Origin of the sequence: Sphaerospermopsis sp. LEGE 00249 (assembly GCF_014299995.1) — a bacterium.
Classification (GTDB): domain Bacteria; phylum Cyanobacteriota; class Cyanobacteriia; order Cyanobacteriales; family Nostocaceae; genus Sphaerospermopsis; species Sphaerospermopsis kisseleviana.
Window position 1 is genome coordinate 1 of the sequence record NZ_JACJUZ010000034.1, and the last position, 19,356, is coordinate 19,356.

Genomic DNA, 19,356 nt, shown 5'->3' on the forward strand with positions numbered 1-19,356 from the left:
CACCATTTTCTATATAATCTATTACTTTTTGTCTTAAATCTAAACTATAAGCCATGATTTCTACTCCCATACCTTCTCTCTTCAATCTTATACTCTTTTTGTCTCATTCTTAAGTTAAACTACTATAATTAATTAATTAATTATTGACTCAGCACTATTGAAGTTACTTTAAAGCAACTTTCACATTACCAACGGAAACTTCCTGTTTTGCTGCTTCCACAGCTACGGAAGTGGATGCATCGGGTCTTCTTAACCACAGTGCTACAGCAGGTGCAACGCCAAGTAACACACCCAGCAATACAGGGATAGAGAAGCCAGCAGCCAAACTCATGACAGTGGCAAAACCAAAGTTAGCCAAATAAACTACTAAAGGAATATTGAGTTGCGATCGCTCTAATTTAATGGGGTTGTTTCTCCACAACAGCGCCGCTACTGTCATAAACACTGAACCAGTACCCATCCAACCGGCAAAGTTTTGATAAGGCATTCCAAAGAAAGCACCAGGTTGTTGCCAATACCAGAAGGGAAGAGAAGTTTGGCTCATTGCCGGATCAAGTACAAAGTCCCAAGAAGTGAGCAATAAAGCACCGAGAGCGATCGCCCCTAAATGACGTAATAAACTGGGTTTTTTATCTACCTCTAAACCTACACGCGCCAGCAGGTAAGAAACACATCCCACATAAAACCAAGACAAAGGAATAGTAAACGGTACTAAACCCGCAATTTTATAACCCAAACCACTCAAATAGCTGTAGTGACCAAAAGGAAAACCTGTGCTAGTTCCCAATAACTCACTTGTCAAAGAAATGGACACCGAAGGCACTAAAAAACACAAAGCCCTTCCTAAACCCAAATTTCGGTACGCATACAGGAACACACCCACTGCACCTAAAATCATATAGGCAACACCGCCACCAGCCATGCTCCACTGCATGACAGTCTGACCGACCTCAGATAAGCTCAAAATTACTTCGGCATTAGGAATAACCAGTAATATCCCTACCAGTCCAAACACCATGGATACGATATGACCAATCAGGCATACGCGCTCAACAATAACTAGTTGTCTCATGATCAGTCCTTAACCTTCCTAAAATATGACATAAGGATACTCGACTGCTAATAGTTTACAAATGTTTAAGATCATAATTTAACTAATTTTTAAGAAATAATCCGGGAACATTGAAAGTTCATTTGGTTTCATGCTCAAAAAAGTATAAATACCCAGAAGTCGGGAGATAGGAAAATTCTTTACCTGTTCCCAGTCCCCAGTCCCCAGTCCCCAGTCACCTTTATGTCAAACTTGCAAAGAATTCCCTGGTTTTCCCTCACACTATTACTTCTAAGTTATAGTGCGTTAGGCTGGGTGATATCAGAAACCAAACCCACTTTGTTTGTGTGGTTAATAGTTGTATTTGGTATCTTGGTATTACTAGCCAGCTTGACAACTCCCTGGTCTAAAATGGTACAGTATTACAGTATATTGTCCAAATCTAATATCAGGAATTTTGGTATCACCGTTTTAGCAGCTTTTCTATTCTTTTTAATGCTCGCTTGGTTTCGCATATTTCTTGATCTTTTACTTATCCTCTCAGCGACTATCTTAGCCAAGATAGACTTTCAGTCGGCTGAGTTCAAAGAAGGTCTAGGTTTTTGGCTGACATCTATATTTGCACTCTCTGGTTTAGGCGCAGGTGCTTTATTACACAGGTTTATTTAAATTTAGGAGGCAGGAGTCAGGAGTTATTAATTTTTCTCTCCTGTTCCCTGTTCCCTAAGACTTAACTTGCTACCGCTTCAGCAGCGATCGCGGGATAAACGCTGACTTTTTTGCGGCTTTTGCCTTTTCTTTCAAAGGTAACAACGCCATCAACTAAGGCAAATAAAGTATCATCACTGCCAATACCGACATTGTTACCAGGGTGAAACTTAGTACCGCGCTGACGGACAAGAATATTTCCTGCAAGCACAGTTTGACCACCAAAACGCTTTACACCCAGACGTTGAGCATTAGAGTCACGACCGTTGCGTGTACTACCTGTTCCTTTCTTATGAGCCATGATTTCCTCTTCTCTTTAATTTATCTACTTCTGTTTATTATTCAGCAGCAGCTTCTTCAGCAGGTGTGCTATCTACCAGATTAGGAGATTCTGGGGTAGTTGGTGCTTCTGCGTGCGCCAAAACTTCACCATTGAGTTTGATGGAGTTAATCAAAAGTCTGGTAATTTCCTGGCGATGTCCCCGTTTTTTGCGGGTTTTCTTCTTGGGTTTCATTTTATAAACCAGGACTTTACGACCTCTCAAGTGTCGCATTACGGTCCCCTCTACAGTCGCACCTGCTACTCGTGGCTGTCCGATAGAGACTCCGCCCTCGTGCTGCACCAGTAATACTGCGTCTATTGTCACTTTTTCATCTGGTTCGGCACTCAGCAGTTCAATGTCGTAAAAACGACCTGCTTCGACTTTTACTTGTTTGCCACCAGTTTCAATAATTGCGTAGGTCATGAAATTGTCCTTGAAGTTGCCGTACAGGTAGCTGGCTTCCATCTCTTGTAGAGACTTGATTTATAGCTCTTGCCAGCTTTTGCAGTGTGTCTACCTGATCCGAGCAGGAATAAGACAGACAATCTAATATATTATCTTATTGTGTGTTATTGTGTCAAGCTTTTAGAAAAATGATAATAAATAAATTTGGCTGAAAAGTTGGACTTGATGACCCATTTGGGCAATTGTTAGATTTTGGCGGATTTTTTTGACCTATTTTTGCCCTGTGGATATAATACAGTGTAGCGTTTAATAAATCCAAATAAATCCAAAATCCTCGTCAAGACTTTTACCTAGAAAATTCATACAATTAGATTTCTACAAATCATTAAACAATGATATCAGGATTTATGCAAAGAATCGAAGTGGAACAAAGAACAATTTTTATTGGTTTAGCAGGTAGTCACGGATATGGTTTAAATCGCCCTGATTCAGATTATGATTATCGGGGTGTATTTATTGCACCTAAACGTTACTATTTGGGTTTTGATAGTATAGAACAAAAAGATAGTGGTTGGGATGAACCAGGAATATTTCCGTTTATAGATGGTAATCAAGATACAGTTATTTATGAATTAAGGAAAGTATTACATTTATTAGCTGGTGCAAATCCCAATGTTTTAGAATTACTGTGGTTGCCCACCTATCCGATTTTAACAGATGTGGGACAACATTTAATTAACCATAGAAAAATATTTTTGAGCAAAAAAGTTAAACATACTTATTCTGGTTATGCTTTCGCACAAATCAAAAAAATGGAAACTCATCGCAAATGGTTATTAAATCCACCGGGGAAAAAACCCATCCCCTCAGATTTTGGTATCGAAGATGAAGCACCATTGAGCAAAGATGAACTCAATGCTTTTTTAGAATATCTTTATTTATTAATTCGTGGCAAGATAGAATTTTTAGAAGAATCCGAGCAATTATATAAATTGCTGACAGCAGATATTGATTTTAAAGGAATATTAAAACAATATGCTTTAAATGATGAAACTTTGGCATATACTCAAAATTTAACTCATGGACGTAAAGATTTTATTCGCTTATTGCAAAAAAGTCAAAGTTACCAAATTGCGTTAAGAGAATGGAAAGCTTATATATCCTGGCAGCAAAATAGAAATCCTGCTAGAGCAGAAATGGAAAGAAATTCAGGTTATGATTTAAAACACGGAATGCACTGTATTAGATTACTGCGTAGTGGGTTAGAAATTTTACAGAGAGGAGAAGTAATTGTAGATAGAAGAATTGCGGGGGATGTTGATGATTTAAAAGCTATTCTTAGAGGTGAATATACTTATGAAGAGTTGATGAAAATGGCAGAAAATTTAGTTGCTCAAATGGATATTTTTTATCAACAATCAACTTTACCACATAAACCTGATTTAGAGCAAATTAATGATTTATGTATGGAATTAGTAGAAATGCAGGGATGGGAATAAAGGGAGTATTCAGCGTTCTGTTTTTACCTTGTAGGGGCGAAGCATCGGACGGAATATGAACTGGTTTCAGCGATAGGTTATCGCCCGAATGCTTCGCCCTTACGATTAATGAATCGGTGTTCTAGCGAAATGCTGACAATTTGAATTAAAATAAAATATAAAATTGTTAAATCTGTAAATAATCAGCAATGAAAGGATCATTTTTTAGTCGTAACACCAGATTAATCAGCCAAAGAATTATAGCATCCTGGCATTCATTTAATCATTGGTTTTTCACAACTCCAGAAAGAGCTATACTAGAAGCTTATCAAGCTGCTCAAGCTATTCACAAGATAGAAATAGAGCAATTTGGAGGTAAAAAAATTTCTGCCGAATCAGGTAATTATAGTGCCAACGTGATGGCTTTTTGGCGCGGAGATTTAAATAGAAATTTGACTATTATTAAAGTCAGACTAGCAGAATTTAAATTAGGTCTTAACATTGCTGATACTGCCGATTCAAACTTATTAGAAAAACTCAATTTTATTGATAAAATTATCTCTAAGTATAGTACACAAGATGAAGCAATTACAGAAACGTTAAGCATTAATCTTGAACTTAAAACTGTTACCAATCAGGCAAATTCAGAAGAAACTGAGATTATTAAAGAACCATCTGCAACTCAAAAGAAAGGTATATTTCCCAGATCAATTGGTAGAACATTTAATAAAATTGCCAAGGATTTTACACCAACAGCAGAAGAAGAGTTTGTTAGAAATTATCGAACTTCTAGAACGAGAACAAGGAGGGCAGTGAGATTTTTATTACTGCTGATTATTATACCACTTTTAACGCAACATTTTTCTAAACAATTATTATTAAAACCGATATTACAGTATTTTCAGAGTGAAAATACACCAACAATTTTTTTGAACTCAGAAATGGAGGAAAAAGCACTGAATGAATTAAAGAGTTTTGAGAGAAAATTGCAATTTGAAAGACTACTTCGTCAAGCACCAGAACTTTCACCAGAAAAAATTAAAGCTGAAGTAAAAAACAAAGCTATCGAAATATCAGAAGAGTTTCGCTATCAGAGTAGTAGTGCTATCAGTAATGTATTTGCTGATGTGATATCACTAATTTCTTTTGCGATGGTTATTGCTTTGAGCAAAAAAGATATTGTTTTTATTCAGTCACTTCTAGATAAAATAGTCTACGGTTTAAGTGACAGTGCTAAGGCGTTTTTAATTATTTTAATTACAGATATATTCGTTGGTTTCCACTCTCCACATGGTTGGGAAGTTCTTTTAGAAGGTGTTGCTCAACATTTAGGTTTACCAGCGAGTAGAAATGCCATATTTTTGTTTATTGCTACATTTCCAGTCATATTAAATACTATATTTAAATACTGGATATTCCGTTATTTGAGTCGCTTGTCACCTTCAGCATTAGCTACATTAAAAGAAATGGATGAATAATTTATCAATCATAAGTCAAGATCCACGACTTCTTTGAGAAGTTGGGTATCTGGATGATCTGTGGATGATCTGAGTTTGGTGATCTTAGTAATTTTGTCAAGCTCCCAACAATTTTTCATGAATACATAAAAAGATTTAGTGCATAAACTCCAGTTTTCTGCTAATAATTGAGGTGAATAATTGCTTTGGTTTTGAAAAAAAGTGATTATTCATACAGTTAAATGTTAATATTCAGCATTAACTCTAGGATAAAAATCAATTTAGAAGTGTAGTTACCGAATTAGGCTTATGAATCTCTTATTCAATCGTAAATTCCAACTTTTATCAGGTATTTTTGCTTTCTTGCTAGTTATTTTCACGCATCAAAATATATATGCACAATCAGAAACTCAGCAACTAATATCACAACAAACAACCACACAAAATCAACCTAATAAACAAGATACATCTATATTTTATTCTGTCATTGATGAATGGCAAAAATATAAATATAGTGTTAATGGTAAACACATTTTAAAACTTGTGAAATTACCAACAGCTAAGGTGAATTTCAATCAAAATGATTTATTAACTGTTCTCACTAATACGAGAAAATATTTTCAAGATTACAAGGAAAATGATCCCAATATTTCTCGGAATGGATTATTATTAAGTCAAGGTGTAACAGTCGAAGACGTGATCAAAACCTTAGATTTTATGATTACTGTTTTAGAGGAGGATATTAGCAAGAATCGCCAGACTCGGTTACAAGATCCTAATTTTATCAATGCTAATTTTCGTGTGATTAAATGGTCAGCTTATAATCCCGAAAACCCCCGACAAAAACAACTGAGAATTACAAAATATGCTGTTTTTACCCATACTGGTTCTCATACCAAAACAGCTAAATATAACATACCAATTTATAGCTTAAAAAACGATTTAGCTGGTGATAAATTCTACACCAAATATACAAAACAAGATGTTTTATCGGGGATTTATGAACCAGGTGGTAAAGAATATGGTAAAGTCGAACCTTTGGCTTATCTCACCCGTGAAGGTTTAGAAGAAGCATTAATGCAGGGAACAATTTTGATTAATTTTACAGATGGAACAAAGGCATTTTTTAATGTAGACAGAAACAATGGAATTTCTTATGTTAGAGGATTAAAAGCCACAGCACAAAAGCGTTATTGGTATTTTCGACAAGTTGATGCAATTAAAGGTTATGGATATAAGATTGATGCGAAAATTTCCATTAAACCTGGTGTAACTTTTGCGGGAGATGTGCTAAACATTGGCTTGGGAAGAGTTATTATGATGGAGTATAATCAAGGTGGAAGTAAGCGACTACAAATGGGGGTAATAGCAGATACAGGCGGCGCATTTTTACCCAATTTAGATCAATTAGATTACCTGGCAGGTATTTTTAAAAATCAAACAGAATTTAGGCAGTATATTCGCAAATTACCTGAATATGCTACTGCATATATTTTGGTTAAGAAGTGAAAAAAGTTACCAGCATTTAGTTATAAGTAGTCAAAAAGAGACACAAAAAAATTAAATACAGGACTTACGCAAAAGGGAACGAAAGTAGGGGTAATTCATGAATTACCCCTACGCAAGAATAAGGTTTTTAGTCATATCTTGCGTAAGTCCTAAAATAATTGACAATTGTTAATTGTCCATTATCAATTGATATCGCTATGGCAGTGCTAAAACCCTAAAAAATATATGTAGTTTTTCTTGCTAATTTTTAAGATTTGTTGTATAATTATAACAGTTAATATACTCAAAGCCACTGGCTAATAAATCAAAAAACTGAAATAAACTGAAATAAATTTTATGTATCAATTTTTAAAACCTGTTGCATTAAATTTGTTAGCACTGACTATTGTTTTGATATTGCAACCAGATGTAGTTTTTGCACAGGAAAATGTGAATATATCTGCTTTCAATCCCCAAGCTATTTTAAAAGATGCTTTACAATGGATTGATAGTCTTGGTACAGTGGGAGCAATAGCTTTTATTGCTATCTATATTATGGCGACTGTTGCTTTTTTACCAGGTTCGATTTTAACTTTAGGTGCGGGTGTTTTATTTGATGTTTTTTGGGGTTCGGTTTATGTATTTATCGGTGCTACTCTAGGTGCAACAGCAGCATTTTTAATAGGACGTTATTTAGCGAGAAATTGGGTGATTAAAAAAATTGCAGATAATAAAAAATTTGCTGCTATTGATAACGCTGTAGGGAGAGAAGGTTTAAAAATAGTGTTGTTAACGCGACTTTCTCCCATATTTCCTTTTAATTTATTAAACTATGCTTTTGGAGTTACTGCTGTTTCTCTTAAAGATTATTTTCTTGGTTGTGTGGGGATGATTCCTGGTACAATTATGTATGTTTATATTGGTTCTTTGGCTGGTAATTTGGCTTTAATTGGAACAGAAAATCAACCTACTAATTCTACTCTCACATGGGTTATTAGAATTGTCGGTTTTATTGCCACTGTTGCTGTCACAATTTATGTTACTAAAATAGCTAAGAAAGCTTTAGAAATAATTGATAATTGACAATTGATAATTTTTTCAAAAATGTTAAATACACAACTGACAAAATTTTCTGAAGGCTATATGTATTGTAAATACAACACCGGATTAAATTAAAACGACAATCACAAGATAATTTATACTACATTTTTAGAGGCAATATTAATGTCTAATTTAGAATTTGAAAGAATCACAGTTTTACCAATGGATGAATATAATCAAAGATTGGTAGCTAATGTACATCCTGAAAATTGGGTAAATCCCCAACCTGCGGAATGTTATGATTTAGTAGTAATTGGTGCGGGTACTGCGGGTTTGGTTGTTGCTGCGGGTGCTGCGGGTTTAGGTTTGGGTTTAAAAGTAGCATTAATTGAAAAACATCTCATGGGTGGAGATTGTTTAAATGTTGGTTGTGTACCATCTAAAGCTTTAATTCGTTCTTCCCGTGTAGTTGGTGAAATTGGCAAAGCTAAAAATTTAGGTGTGAATATTTCCCAAAATTATGATGTTGATTTTGCCACAGTTATGGCTAGATTACGTAAAATTAGAGCAGGTATTAGTCATCATGATTCAGCAGCAAGATTCAAAAATTTAGGAGTAGATGTTTTTTTAGGAAGTGGTAAATTTGCTAGTAATAATACTATAGCAGTTGATGGACAAATTCTGAAGTTTAAAAAAGCGGTAATTGCCACAGGAGCAAGAGCAGTTAAACCAGAAATTAGAGGTATTGAAGAGGCAGGATTTTTAACTAATGAAAATGTATTTTCTCTCATTCAAAAACCAGATAAATTAGCGGTAATTGGTGGCGGTCCTATTGGTTGTGAATTGGCGCAAGCTTTTCGGCGTTTGGGTTGTGAAGTGACGTTATTTCATAAAGGTTCGCATATTTTAAATAAAGAAGATCGGGAAGCAGCGGAAATTTTACAAAAAGTTTTTAGTGATGAAGGAATTAGATTAGTTTTAAATTGTCAGTTAGAAGAAGTGGTGACAGTAACGGAAGGCAAACGGCTGTATTTTTCAGCTAATGGAAATCGAGATTCTGTAACTGTTAATGAAATTTTAGTAGGTGCAGGAAGAGCGCCAAATGTGGAAGGTTTGAATTTAGAAGCGGTGGGTGTAGAGTATGACAAAAAGCATGGTGTCAAGGTAAATGATTATCTACAAACTACCAACCCTAATATTTATGCAGCAGGTGATATATGTATGAATTGGAAATTTACTCATGCGGCGGATGCTGCTGCTAGAATAGTTATTAAAAATACGCTGTTTTCGCCTTTTGGTTTAGGACGTTCTCAACTCAGTAAATTAGTAATACCTTGGGTGACATATACCGATCCAGAAATTGCCCATGTGGGAATGTATGCAGAAGCAGCGGAAAAAATTGGTTTAGAAGTGGCGACAATTAAAATTGATTTTAATCATGTAGATCGAGCAATAACTGATAGTGAAGAATTGGGATTTCTAAAGATTTACCACAAAAAAGGAACTGATGAAATTATCGGTGCAACCATTGTTGCGAGTCATGCAGGAGAAATGATTTCAGAACTTACTACCGCTATTGTTCATAAAATTGGTTTAAGTAAATTAAGCAATGTAATTCATCCTTACCCCACTCAAGCGGAAGCAATTAAAAAAGCAGCAGACGCTTATCGTCGTACACTACTAACACCCAGAACTAAAAGACTTTTGAAATTTTTAACTAAGTTTTCTTGATAGGTAGAAATTTAATCAGGAGCGTCTATTTTTTTCCTGTTATTAAAATTATTCTCACTTCTGACTCCTGTAAGGGCGAAGCATTCGGGCAACAAATTATCAATTTTCTGACCAGGCTATTTTCCGAATGCTTCGCCCCTACGACTTCTAACTTTTTTAAAGTTCTGATTCTGTTTCAGGAGCAATAATTTCACCAGTACCCATTCTTAAAATCATATCCTGGTCAGTAATCAGTTCATTCAATTCTTTAACTTTTAAATTCATCAGTTCACAAGCTATGCGTAATTCCTCAGCAAATGTTTTAATATCATCAGCATAGCCACAGTGATAAGCAGCAATTTTAATGCCTTGTTTAGCATTTGCTCTAGCACAATCTACTAATTCTGTACCATGTAATTGTGTTGGCGATACCATAGATTTAGTTATTATTGATTATACAATTTTCCCTAAATAGATTATCAATTTCTGTATTTTAAATCATCCCTCTAATGGTAGAATATAGAGAATATAAATACCCAACTTCTCCAACGAAGTCGGGTATCTAGGAATGAGTGATTCAACAATGGACAATTAACAATTACCTCTCCTTCCTTACCTGGAAATGAAAAAAGAGATAATTTTAAAACCGGCAATGAAAAAATTGTCAATTATCAATTATCAATTGTTAATTATCAATTACTAAAAATAAACCTTGGATGGAAATTATCGATCCAAGGTTTACTTTTTGCTTACGCTCCCACTAGTCTTTGGCAATTTCAGACTTTTATACCCCGGATATTTGCAAACTAATATTTGCAAAATGCGCTCATTTATGGCAAATGGGCGCGGATTTTTAAGCTTCCTCCTCACATCTCACACGCTCTTAATCCAACCACTGAAAACAAGTACACAACTCTCTGTTGATGCAGGATTTATCCTTGACATCTGCTCTTAATTTAACTATTCTCTCCTGGTTGTTTATCGTTCCCAAGAAATAAAGAAAATGTTAATTTTATCAACCCTAAGATACAGGGTAAGCTCATCTAATTTGGTATAAAATAAACTTGACAAAAGAAAAGGGATGTAGAGGAAGTGCGATCGCTGTTTTGGGTTTTGGAGGGAGTGCGATCGCTGTTGGGGTTGTGGAGGGTGCGATCACTTTTTGAACCCACCTTCCGCACCCTAAACTGTTACACAACGAAAAATGGTCATTTGGGGATTTGAGATTGGCGAACTGCTTGCAGCAGCGCTTCGCTATCGCTACCTAAACTTTAGACCATTTTGTATTAAAATTATCCTCAAAGGTCTTCAAAAATCCGAAATTACCGATTGTGACACTGGGGGGTGCGGAATGTGGGTTACATAGCGTTAAAATTTATTCTGTATCCAGTCCCGTCTGCTTATACTCACAAAAAATTCTCCTTTGGATGATTGATACATACACCCACAGGAGAAATTGTACAACTGTTTTATTTATTTTCCAACTTTTTTATCATCCTACAGCAAAATATCAACTATTCCACCGTTACTGACTTCGCTAAATTCCTTGGCTGATCGACATCTAAACCCTTTCTCGCCGCAATATGATAAGCCAACAATTGCAACGGAATAACTGTCAAAATAGGCGACAAAATTTCCTCTACATCACTAACAGGAATTAAATCATTAAAAATTTCTGCTGCTTCTCCATCATTCACAGATGTCACTCCTATTAACCGGGAATCTCTCGCTTTTGCTTCTTGGGCATTAGAAATCACTTTTTCATATACACTTCCAGGCATGGCGATCGCCACTACCGGAACTTTACTATCCAATAATGCGATCGGTCCATGTTTCATCTCTCCTGCTGGATATCCTTCCGCATGAATATAACTAATTTCTTTTAATTTCAAAGCCCCTTCTAAAGCAATAGGAAAATTAATTCCCCTGCCTACAAAAATGAAATCTTTTGTTTCTGTAAACTCATGAACTAACTGTTCAATATATTTTTCCTGAGTTTCTAAAATCGCCTCAATTTCTATCGGTAACTGCCTTAAACCAGCAATAATTTCTGTTAACCTTTCAGAAGAAATTGTTTGCCGACGATAAGCTAAATCTAAAGCTAAACCATAAAACGCCATCAACTGAGCAATAAAAGTTTTCGTCGCCGCAACACCAATTTCAATCCCCCCATGAGTATTAATAATATTACTCACCATTTGCCCCAAAGTGCTTTCCGGGCGGTTAGTAATCCCTAAAAGTCGCGCTTGATACTTAGCTTCTTTTCCTTGTCTGCGGTCTTTTTCCATACTTAAAGCAGCCAAAGTATCCGCAGTTTCTCCTGATTGAGTCACCCCAATAGTTAAAGTATTAGCAGTCAAAGGTGTAGGCGCATAGCGAAATTCAGAGGCATATTGTATTTGAGTCGGTATTTTTGCCAATTGTTCTAATAAATACTTACCAACTAACGCCGCGTGCCAACTTGTACCACAAGCCACAATTTGAATTTGTTCTAAATCTGCGTAAAATTCCTCTGCTAAATTCAAACTAACAGGAGTTTCCCCACTTCCCGGAAAATAAGCTTCTAAACAAGCTCTAACTACACCCGGTTGCTCATAAATCTCCTTGAGCATGAAGTGTTTAAATCCCTGCTTTTCCACCATAATGGGATTCCAATTCAAAGTGCGGGGATGCTTCTTTAAACGATTTCCAGCAAAGTTGTACACCTCAACCCCCAACGGAGTCAAACGGGCAATTTCCCCATTTTCTAGGGGCAATACAGCGCGGGTATGGGCAACAATTGCCGGCGTGTCCGAAGCACAGAAAAACTCACCTTGTCCAAACCCAATTACTAAAGGCGCTTGCTGACGCACTACGATCAATTCATCAGCGTAGTCAGCAGAAATAACTGCGATCGCATAAGCCCCTTCTAACTTTTTCACCGCTTCCCGCACCGCTTCTAAAAACACAGAAGCCGAATTACTATCTTCAGGAATATGCTTTAAACATTCAGCGATGAGATGGGGAATAACTTCTGTATCTGTATCTGAACGAAATTCATGTCCTAATGCTTTTAAATTTTCCCGCAATTCACGATAATTTTCAATAATTCCATTCTGCACCACCGCTATCCGCAAAGCAGTATCCTGATGGGGATGGGCATTATATTCTTCTGGTTTACCATGAGTTGCCCAACGAGTATGACCAATACCAATTTGAGCAGGGTTTTCTACTTGTTCCAGTTTAGAACGCAAATTTAGTAATTTACCCTTAGCCCGCACGCAATGGATATCACCTTCCCATATCGTAGCAATACCCGCAGAATCATAACCTCTATACTCTAACTTTTCCAGTCCAGATAATAAAATATCCGTTGCTGCTTGAGTGCCTATATATCCAACAATTCCACACATTTTTTATACTACTCCGGTTATTAGTTAACAATTATCAGTTAACAGTTATCACCATAAAGCGGTAATTATATCAAATCAAAAGGCTGGGGACTGGTGACTGGGGACTGGGGAAATATTTATCTTTCTCCTGCCTCCTGAACTCCTAAAAAATATTAAGTGCTGAAAACTGAGAGAAGAAGCAAGAATCGTGTTAGTTGATGGATTTCTTGTTTCTCCCTAGCTCAGTCTTCAGCACTATTGTACTGAGTATTTTAAAATACCAGCTTTGTTAGTATGCTAGACCCATGCTGCGAGTTGTTTCAGCACCCAAATAAACGCGGATGCTCAAAAAGTCGGTGGGGCAAGCTGTTTCACAGCGTTTGCAGCCTACGCAGTCTTCTGTGCGGGGTGAAGATGCCACTTGAGCAGCTTTACAGCCATCCCAGGGAACCATCTCTAAAACGTCAGTGGGACAAGCGCGGACACATTGGGTGCAGCCGATGCAGGTATCGTAGATTTTTACGGTATGAGACATTGAAAAAACTGCTCCTTTCGAGTTCTCTTCTTTGGGAAGGAATCATAATCAACGCATAGTTTACCGCAGTGCTGGATGGGCTGTAAGTAAAAGGCTACATAACTTCAAACAATTTAATAAGCCCTATGAACATTTTATTTGCCAAAATCGCTGCTATTCAGCTTTAATCAGCAACAGGGGCATCAAGTGTTTACTCTATTGACTGTCTCCAAATATGGCAAATTGTAAAGATGTGTAAATTTCCGAGCAATTTCTCAGGGTTATCTATAGTACCTATAAATTGGTCGCTGGTAACTCTCAAGTTCGATCAATTTGTTAAGAAGTATTAACTAATTAGATACAAAATTGCACAAAATTAAATGCGCTGCAATTTTCTATCAATCATCAAATATGCTATGTTTTTTTGACTTATTTTACGTAATATTATTGTAAAGTAAGATCAAAATTTTATCTCAGGAGATCAAGGAGTCGTAGGGGCGACGTAGGGGCGACGTAGGGGCGAAGCATTCGGAAAATAACCTGTGATCAAAATTGAGAATTTATCGCCCGAATGCTTCGCCCTTACAGGAAAATAACCTGTGATACAAATTGAGAATTTATCGCCCGAATGCTTCGCCCTTAAAGGAGTCAGGAGAAATAATTATAGTAAAGTAGGAATTGTGCGTCGCTATCTATCTCTGTTACACTTCAAAACAAATTGTTAAATTTTTTATTAAGATGCAAATTGCTCAAAAATATAGTAAATCATTAATGATAATCCAGCCCTAGTCACCTATGGTAGAGGTTAATTCACCGATTACGATACCATTTTTAATAATGTAAATCCCATCACATAAACTGATTATGGAACCAGACTCTTTACCAACTGAGTTGATTTTAACAAACCCGCGTCAGTCTCTTGGTAGATTACAACTTGATTGGACACCCCAACCAGGGAACTATGTTGATTTTGAAGGTAAAACCTATGCAGTATTAGAGCGTCGTCATAGGTATCAGTTGAAAGCAGGACGCTACCGTCTACATAATATCGCTATTTATGTCCAAAAAGCTAAACGACCATCAGAAAAAAGTTTAGTAGCTGGACGTTGGGTTATAGGTGATGCTAGTTGTGATTACAATGCTCATTCAGAAATCATCCGCTGTGCAGTCAACCCAGATGGTCCTTGTGAGTCTTGTCGGTTCTATGAAAGTTCAGGTGACAGGTGACAGGTGACAGGTGACAGTAAGAAGGTAAGAGGCAAAAGTTTATTCTTCCCAATTACCCATTACCTCCCCTATGGTTAAACGAGTACCATTAACAAAGTCCCATCCTGACTGGAGACGTTTACCAGTTGGTTGAACTTCTCTTAACCATAACAACCCTTCCCCAGTTTGAACAATTGCTCCTATACCTTTGGCAATGTTTACTACTTCGCCAGGTTGGGTAGATACAGTTGACAAATCTGGTAAATTGTGTATTTTATCTCGTAATTGTTCTGGGAGTTCTTGAATATAAGCACGTTCAAGAGGAACTGTAGCAGTGATTTTCAAAGGTTGATTGCGAAAAGTTGTGACGCAGTTAGGATAAAAGCCTCTAATTTGATTATGTAATTTAATGGCACTTTTTGACCAGTCTAGGCTATAGTCTTCTTTTTGAATCAATGACGCATAATTGGCCAGAGAATCATCCTGGGGAATAGGTGTAATTTCCTGGCGTTCCCATTTTAATAAAGTTTCCAGCAATAAATCTGCACCTATAACCGCTAATTTATCGGCTAAAACTTGGGCATTCTCCAGTAAACCAATTGGTGTATTTGCTTTTAATAGCATATCTCCTGTATCCATGCCCACATCCATTAACATGGTTGTGATGCCAGTTTCTTTTTCACCGTTATAGATACACCACTGAATAGGAGCAGCCCCTCGATATTGGGGTAAAATCGAACCATGTACATTGATACAACCCAATTTTGGCATATTTAAGATTTTCTTAGACAAAATTTGTCCATAAGCAACAACAACAAACGCATCCGCATCTAATTGTTGTAGTTGGTTTAAAGTTTCCCCATCTTTTTTAACTTTCTCAGGTTGCCATACTGGGAGATTGTGAGCATTAGCAAGTGTTTTGACAGGAGAAGGTGTTAGTTTATTCCCACGTTCTCGTCGTTTATCCGGTTGAGTGACAACTGCTAAAACTTCAATATCTGGATAATTCAGTAATTTTTCTAGAGTGGGAACAGCAAACTGGGGAGTACCAAAAAATACAACTTTCATTATTAATTTGTTGCGAGTTTTTAGCTAGGATTTACTAGTGAATATTAAATGCGTCACGATTCACTGACAACTGACAGCCCACAACGGACTAAATCACAATAACCGTGAAAAAGACGCAAAGCAATTTTGCTTTGAGTACATTAATTTTCGCTATTTAATGGTAGAATGTTTATTATAGGTGCTACAAAAAGTTCCTGAATAAAATACAACGACCCAACCAGTAGGTTAACCAAGATCAATCACTGATTGTATCTGCTGTTTACAGGTTCTAATCTTTTGTATTATCTCATGGCAAGACAATTAAGCATCTACTCACCCAGCTTATCTGAAATAATTTACCAAATTCACTTTCTTGCAGTTGAGCGATCGCAATGGATATTTTATTTGATTGCAAGCTAATTTGTAACTGCTGAATTTGGTAGAGATAAAGGTGAGGTTTTTGATGTTGACCCGACTTTGCCAAAATTTTAAAGGAATAAATCAGTTTTAGACTTGACACTCTGCGTCCTAAAGGAGCGGAGATTCTTGATTCAACGAGTCCACTTAGACTAGATCCCTTGCAGTTTCTAATCCAGAGGTGGTTCTCTCCTCAAGCGTTACTTAGGGAATGCCCTTTCCTAGTTGGATGATTCCAAATTTTGTTTGAGTTTAAATTCTGTGTCGTGTTTCGACTACTTCGACTACGCTCAGTACAAGTGCGCTCAACAGAAGTCTAGCTCCCATTTAGCCGCGAAGCGGCTTCCCGAAGGGTAGATTTTACCTATTCCTAGTAAGGAACTAGAACTATGGAATAGAACCCACCAATCTTCAGTTGTCAAGGTATCGATTGCCGTTAGGCAGTTATGTTTTTATACAGGTTGATTACCGTTCCTGTTAAAAAAATCTACCATGACTGCCCATGAAGGGGCAATCCGTTCGCCTACATCCACTGTTCCTTAGTACGATAAAGTATCAATGCCTTGCTCCGATACTTTATCTCGGTAGTTTTGGCTCACTTGATTTTCTTATCAACCTGAAGGAATGAATTAGCTCTTGCTAAAACATTTTTATCAGAATAAATGAATTTAGGCACTAGAATTAGTCACCCAACAGCGTAGTTTATATCCTGTCGGAAACTCCTATATTTGGTTATACCTATATTGTGGTCTACCTAAATATAGGCAGTTTTTAGATATAAATACTTATTTAGAGAATCCGAAAATGATTAACGTCGGTATTCTCTGTGATTATATTCACCTAAAAAAACTAAGTTATTTAAAGAATGTAAAGGGGTTAATTGATGATTAGAAAACTTTTGTAAAGTGATGCAAAATTTATCCAGATAATCTCGTTAGAGATTCTAGTTTGTTGTTATACATATAATCATAGCTTTTTCTCTTCCTGCATAGACATTGCTCCTCACACAGCCACTGCCCCTTAGAGAGTCCAATCATGCTGAAATCCCTTTTGCTGTCAGGATGGTTCCGCGTACAACCATTTTTTAAGTACGTTATCGTTGTTATATTAATTGCTCCCTTGGTAGGTGTATCAATTCACTCTAGCATAGCGAAACAATCACATTTAAAAGTAGGAAAGATTAGTACAGGAATTGGCCAATCTGATTCAAATTCCCAGGTAACGGCTATAGCTGGGAAAAATGATTTAAAGATAGGTAAAGTCAACTCCTTGGAAGCAAAATTTGGGAACTTTGGATCAGTAAACAAGCCTGTGAGTCAAGCAAAACAAGTATTACAGGCTGATAAAATTAATTCTGGGGCAGTCAGCGATATTTTAGCGGTAGTAAAACAGGAAAACTTAGCAAAAATACCTACTAGTCAGAGAGATTTAATTCAAAAATTAAAAGATGTTAAGAGCCAGGCTTTACAGGGTGAGGTAAATTCTTTAGAACGTGCGAGTTTAGAGAATGAGGTATTAAAAACATCTGCAAGCACATCAAATATTAGAGAACCACAGCCATCCACAATGATGGAAATACCCGTAAATGAACAGCAACAGCAGTACGATACAGTACCAGATGATCCCATAAATAGTCCTCATCCAATTCCTTGGAAATGGATCATGATGACTCAAGAAGCTATAGGTGGTAAAGGGGGTTCTGGAGTGCGGCACTATCGCAGTATACCAGTGGTTTCTCCTGATGGTAGGTATGCGGTTTATAGCCGAGTGCAACTGGAAATACAACCGGAAATGCACAACAGCCGAGTTACCAGCTTGTTGTTTATCGAAGATCGGCAAACCAAGAGACTGCGGGTGATGTCAAAAACTGCTGCTGTTGGCGATCCCCTGTTAGATCAACAGATTTCAGATCAAGCTGATACCCAAGGGAAAATAGGGGTATTAGTTCCGGTTAGTTGGTCAGAAAAAGGCGATCGCTTTTTAGCCCGCAAATTTGTAGGTATGTTCAACACAGCAGACCTGACAGATCATGCAGTAATTTGGGAACGGCAAGAAAATCATACTCAAACCGTTGCTCCTGCCCAAGGAGAAGATGAGCATGAGAAAATAGCAATCTTGTTAGGGTGGAGTAAAAAACAACCTGATCACGTGCTATTCCGTGCGGGTGAACTAGGGGAAGAAAATTGGCCTTTGGTACAAGTTGCCAGTGATGGCAAAACTATCAATGTCAGCAACGACGGTGATCAACCTGTGACTTTTGGGACAAGAGATAGACAGGTTTGGGCAGAACCTCAAGTTGCGTCTAGATAGTTAGTCAGGAGATCAAGGAGTCAGGAGTCAGGAGTCAGGAGGCAGAAGAAGCAGGGGGGAAGGGGGCAGGGTGCAGGGGAGAAGATTTATCCCCCTTGCTCCCGCTCCCTGCTCCTTGTCTTATTCCCTGTTCCCTGTTCCCTGTTCCCTGTTTTAAGCTGATTTAAAAAATCTAATAATTTCCCGCACATGATCCAGAAATTGCCCATCAGTAGAAAGTTGAGCTATAGCATTTCTGGCTTCTCTCGATATTCGTTCATGTTCAGTATGGTTTATCGCCCTTAATTCTTCTAAACTAGCGACAACACGCGCTAATTCTTTACGGGTTTCTTCACTAAACCTTTGGTTATTTGCTACTAAAGAATAGGGTTGTTCTGGGTTAAGTTGATCCTCTAAAGATTGAACTTTTTGTTCTATTTCAGCAAAACGGTTACGCAATTCTAAAATATCTTCACGGGCATAAGTAAACCCTTGACGAATCATTATTAATCGAGCATATAAATATTCGTAGGCACTAATAGCTGGACGCAGTAAAGTTAATAACAAAGCTGCACCAGAACTGATATATCCCACAGCACTAATACCAGTAGCAGCCAAAATATAAAGAGCGACTGCTGAAACTAAGTGTAAAGCAATAGCCAGCCAGAGTGATCGCTTGGCTAACCCGGATTTCTCACAAGCCAAAAAAAACATTCATAAAGAGCAAAACAAAGGAAGTTTATTTGCTATATAAGTAGGGAAGATGAAAAAAGGAAATCTCCTAAGTATAGATTTGATAGATTTTGTTAAATATCAAGAAGTATTCAGGTAAAATATACTGATATAAATAA

Annotated in this window: 16 protein-coding genes and 1 pseudogene; 8 read left to right on the plus strand and 9 right to left on the minus strand. The window is 37.0% G+C overall.

All coding sequences use genetic code 11. The features are described 5' to 3' along the window. Both H5968_RS26105 and cruF read right to left on the minus strand, forming a co-directional pair. A partial coding sequence (locus H5968_RS26105; RefSeq protein ID WP_222620568.1) for an IS630 transposase-related protein occupies positions 1–70 on the minus strand: 70 nt, incomplete at its 3' end. A 93-nt stretch (positions 71–163) separates the two neighbouring features. After that, positions 164–1,072 carry a gamma-carotene 1'-hydroxylase CruF gene (cruF, locus tag H5968_RS13135; RefSeq protein WP_187040312.1) on the minus strand — a complete coding sequence of 303 codons (909 nt, stop codon included), beginning with the start codon at positions 1,070–1,072 and terminating at the stop codon, positions 164–166. Between the two features lie 222 nt (positions 1,073–1,294). Here cruF and H5968_RS13140 point away from each other — a divergent pair, with 222 nt between their 5' ends. After that, positions 1,295–1,720, plus strand: a complete 426-nt coding sequence (locus H5968_RS13140) for a hypothetical protein (RefSeq protein ID WP_187040313.1) — start codon at positions 1,295–1,297, stop codon at positions 1,718–1,720. Positions 1,721–1,781: 61 nt separating this feature from the next. Here H5968_RS13140 and rpmA read toward each other — a convergent pair whose 3' ends face one another. Next, entirely contained in the window at positions 1,782–2,060 is a 279-nt protein-coding gene (gene rpmA / locus H5968_RS13145) for a 50S ribosomal protein L27 (protein ID WP_096566577.1), read from the minus strand. 37 nt (positions 2,061–2,097) lie between these two features. Then, a complete protein-coding gene (gene rplU, locus H5968_RS13150) occupies positions 2,098–2,505 on the minus strand; it encodes a 50S ribosomal protein L21 (protein WP_187040314.1) in 408 nt (135 codons plus the stop codon). A gap of 389 nt (positions 2,506–2,894) precedes the next feature. Here rplU and H5968_RS13155 point away from each other — a divergent pair, with 389 nt between their 5' ends. The 5 genes from H5968_RS13155 to H5968_RS13175 all read left to right on the plus strand — a co-directional run bounded on the left by H5968_RS13155 (position 2,895) and on the right by H5968_RS13175 (position 9,682). Beyond that, positions 2,895–3,986: a DNA polymerase beta superfamily protein gene (locus H5968_RS13155; RefSeq protein ID WP_187040315.1), complete on the plus strand. Its 1,092-nt coding sequence runs from the start codon at positions 2,895–2,897 to the stop codon at positions 3,984–3,986. A 188-nt stretch (positions 3,987–4,174) separates the two neighbouring features. Continuing rightward, positions 4,175–5,443, plus strand: coding sequence for a proton extrusion protein PcxA (locus H5968_RS13160; protein ID WP_187040316.1), 1,269 nt, complete (start codon positions 4,175–4,177; stop codon positions 5,441–5,443). A gap of 288 nt (positions 5,444–5,731) precedes the next feature. Next, entirely contained in the window at positions 5,732–6,931 is a 1,200-nt protein-coding gene (locus H5968_RS13165; RefSeq protein WP_187040317.1) for a hypothetical protein, read from the plus strand. Positions 6,932–7,267: 336 nt separating this feature from the next. Further along, positions 7,268–7,993 carry a TVP38/TMEM64 family protein gene (locus tag H5968_RS13170; protein WP_096566566.1) on the plus strand — a complete coding sequence of 242 codons (726 nt, stop codon included), beginning with the start codon at positions 7,268–7,270 and terminating at the stop codon, positions 7,991–7,993. A gap of 141 nt (positions 7,994–8,134) precedes the next feature. Then, a complete protein-coding gene (locus H5968_RS13175; protein ID WP_187040318.1) occupies positions 8,135–9,682 on the plus strand; it encodes a mercuric reductase in 1,548 nt (515 codons plus the stop codon). Between the two features lie 156 nt (positions 9,683–9,838). Here the strand turns inward: H5968_RS13175 and H5968_RS13180 are convergent, their stop codons facing one another. From H5968_RS13180 to psaC, 3 genes are all read right to left on the minus strand, one after another. After that, the gene (locus H5968_RS13180; protein WP_187040319.1) at positions 9,839–10,096 is read right to left on the minus strand and encodes a hypothetical protein; all 258 of its coding nucleotides are present in this window, start codon (positions 10,094–10,096) and stop codon (positions 9,839–9,841) included. Between the two features lie 1,079 nt (positions 10,097–11,175). Beyond that, positions 11,176–13,053, minus strand: coding sequence for a glutamine--fructose-6-phosphate transaminase (isomerizing) (glmS, locus tag H5968_RS13185; protein ID WP_187040320.1), 1,878 nt, complete (start codon positions 13,051–13,053; stop codon positions 11,176–11,178). A gap of 268 nt (positions 13,054–13,321) precedes the next feature. Further along, the gene (gene psaC, locus H5968_RS13190; protein ID WP_010997613.1) at positions 13,322–13,567 is read right to left on the minus strand and encodes a photosystem I iron-sulfur center protein PsaC; all 246 of its coding nucleotides are present in this window, start codon (positions 13,565–13,567) and stop codon (positions 13,322–13,324) included. Positions 13,568–14,410: 843 nt separating this feature from the next. Here psaC and H5968_RS13195 point away from each other — a divergent pair. After that, positions 14,411–14,773, plus strand: a complete 363-nt coding sequence (locus H5968_RS13195) for a DUF6464 family protein (protein WP_096566423.1) — start codon at positions 14,411–14,413, stop codon at positions 14,771–14,773. 39 nt (positions 14,774–14,812) lie between these two features. Here the strand turns inward: H5968_RS13195 and fmt are convergent, their stop codons facing one another. Continuing rightward, positions 14,813–15,820, minus strand: coding sequence for a methionyl-tRNA formyltransferase (gene fmt / locus H5968_RS13200; RefSeq protein ID WP_187040321.1), 1,008 nt, complete (start codon positions 15,818–15,820; stop codon positions 14,813–14,815). A 1,431-nt stretch (positions 15,821–17,251) separates the two neighbouring features. Between fmt and H5968_RS13205 the strand changes: the two genes are divergently transcribed. Beyond that, complete coding sequence (locus tag H5968_RS13205) at positions 17,252–18,526, plus strand: hypothetical protein (RefSeq protein WP_187040322.1); 1,275 nt, start codon at positions 17,252–17,254, stop codon at positions 18,524–18,526. A gap of 153 nt (positions 18,527–18,679) precedes the next feature. Here H5968_RS13205 and H5968_RS13210 read toward each other — a convergent pair. After that, positions 18,680–19,189: pseudogene (locus tag H5968_RS13210) on the minus strand (hypothetical protein); the annotation flags it as partial. Positions 19,190–19,356 lie beyond the last annotated feature (167 nt).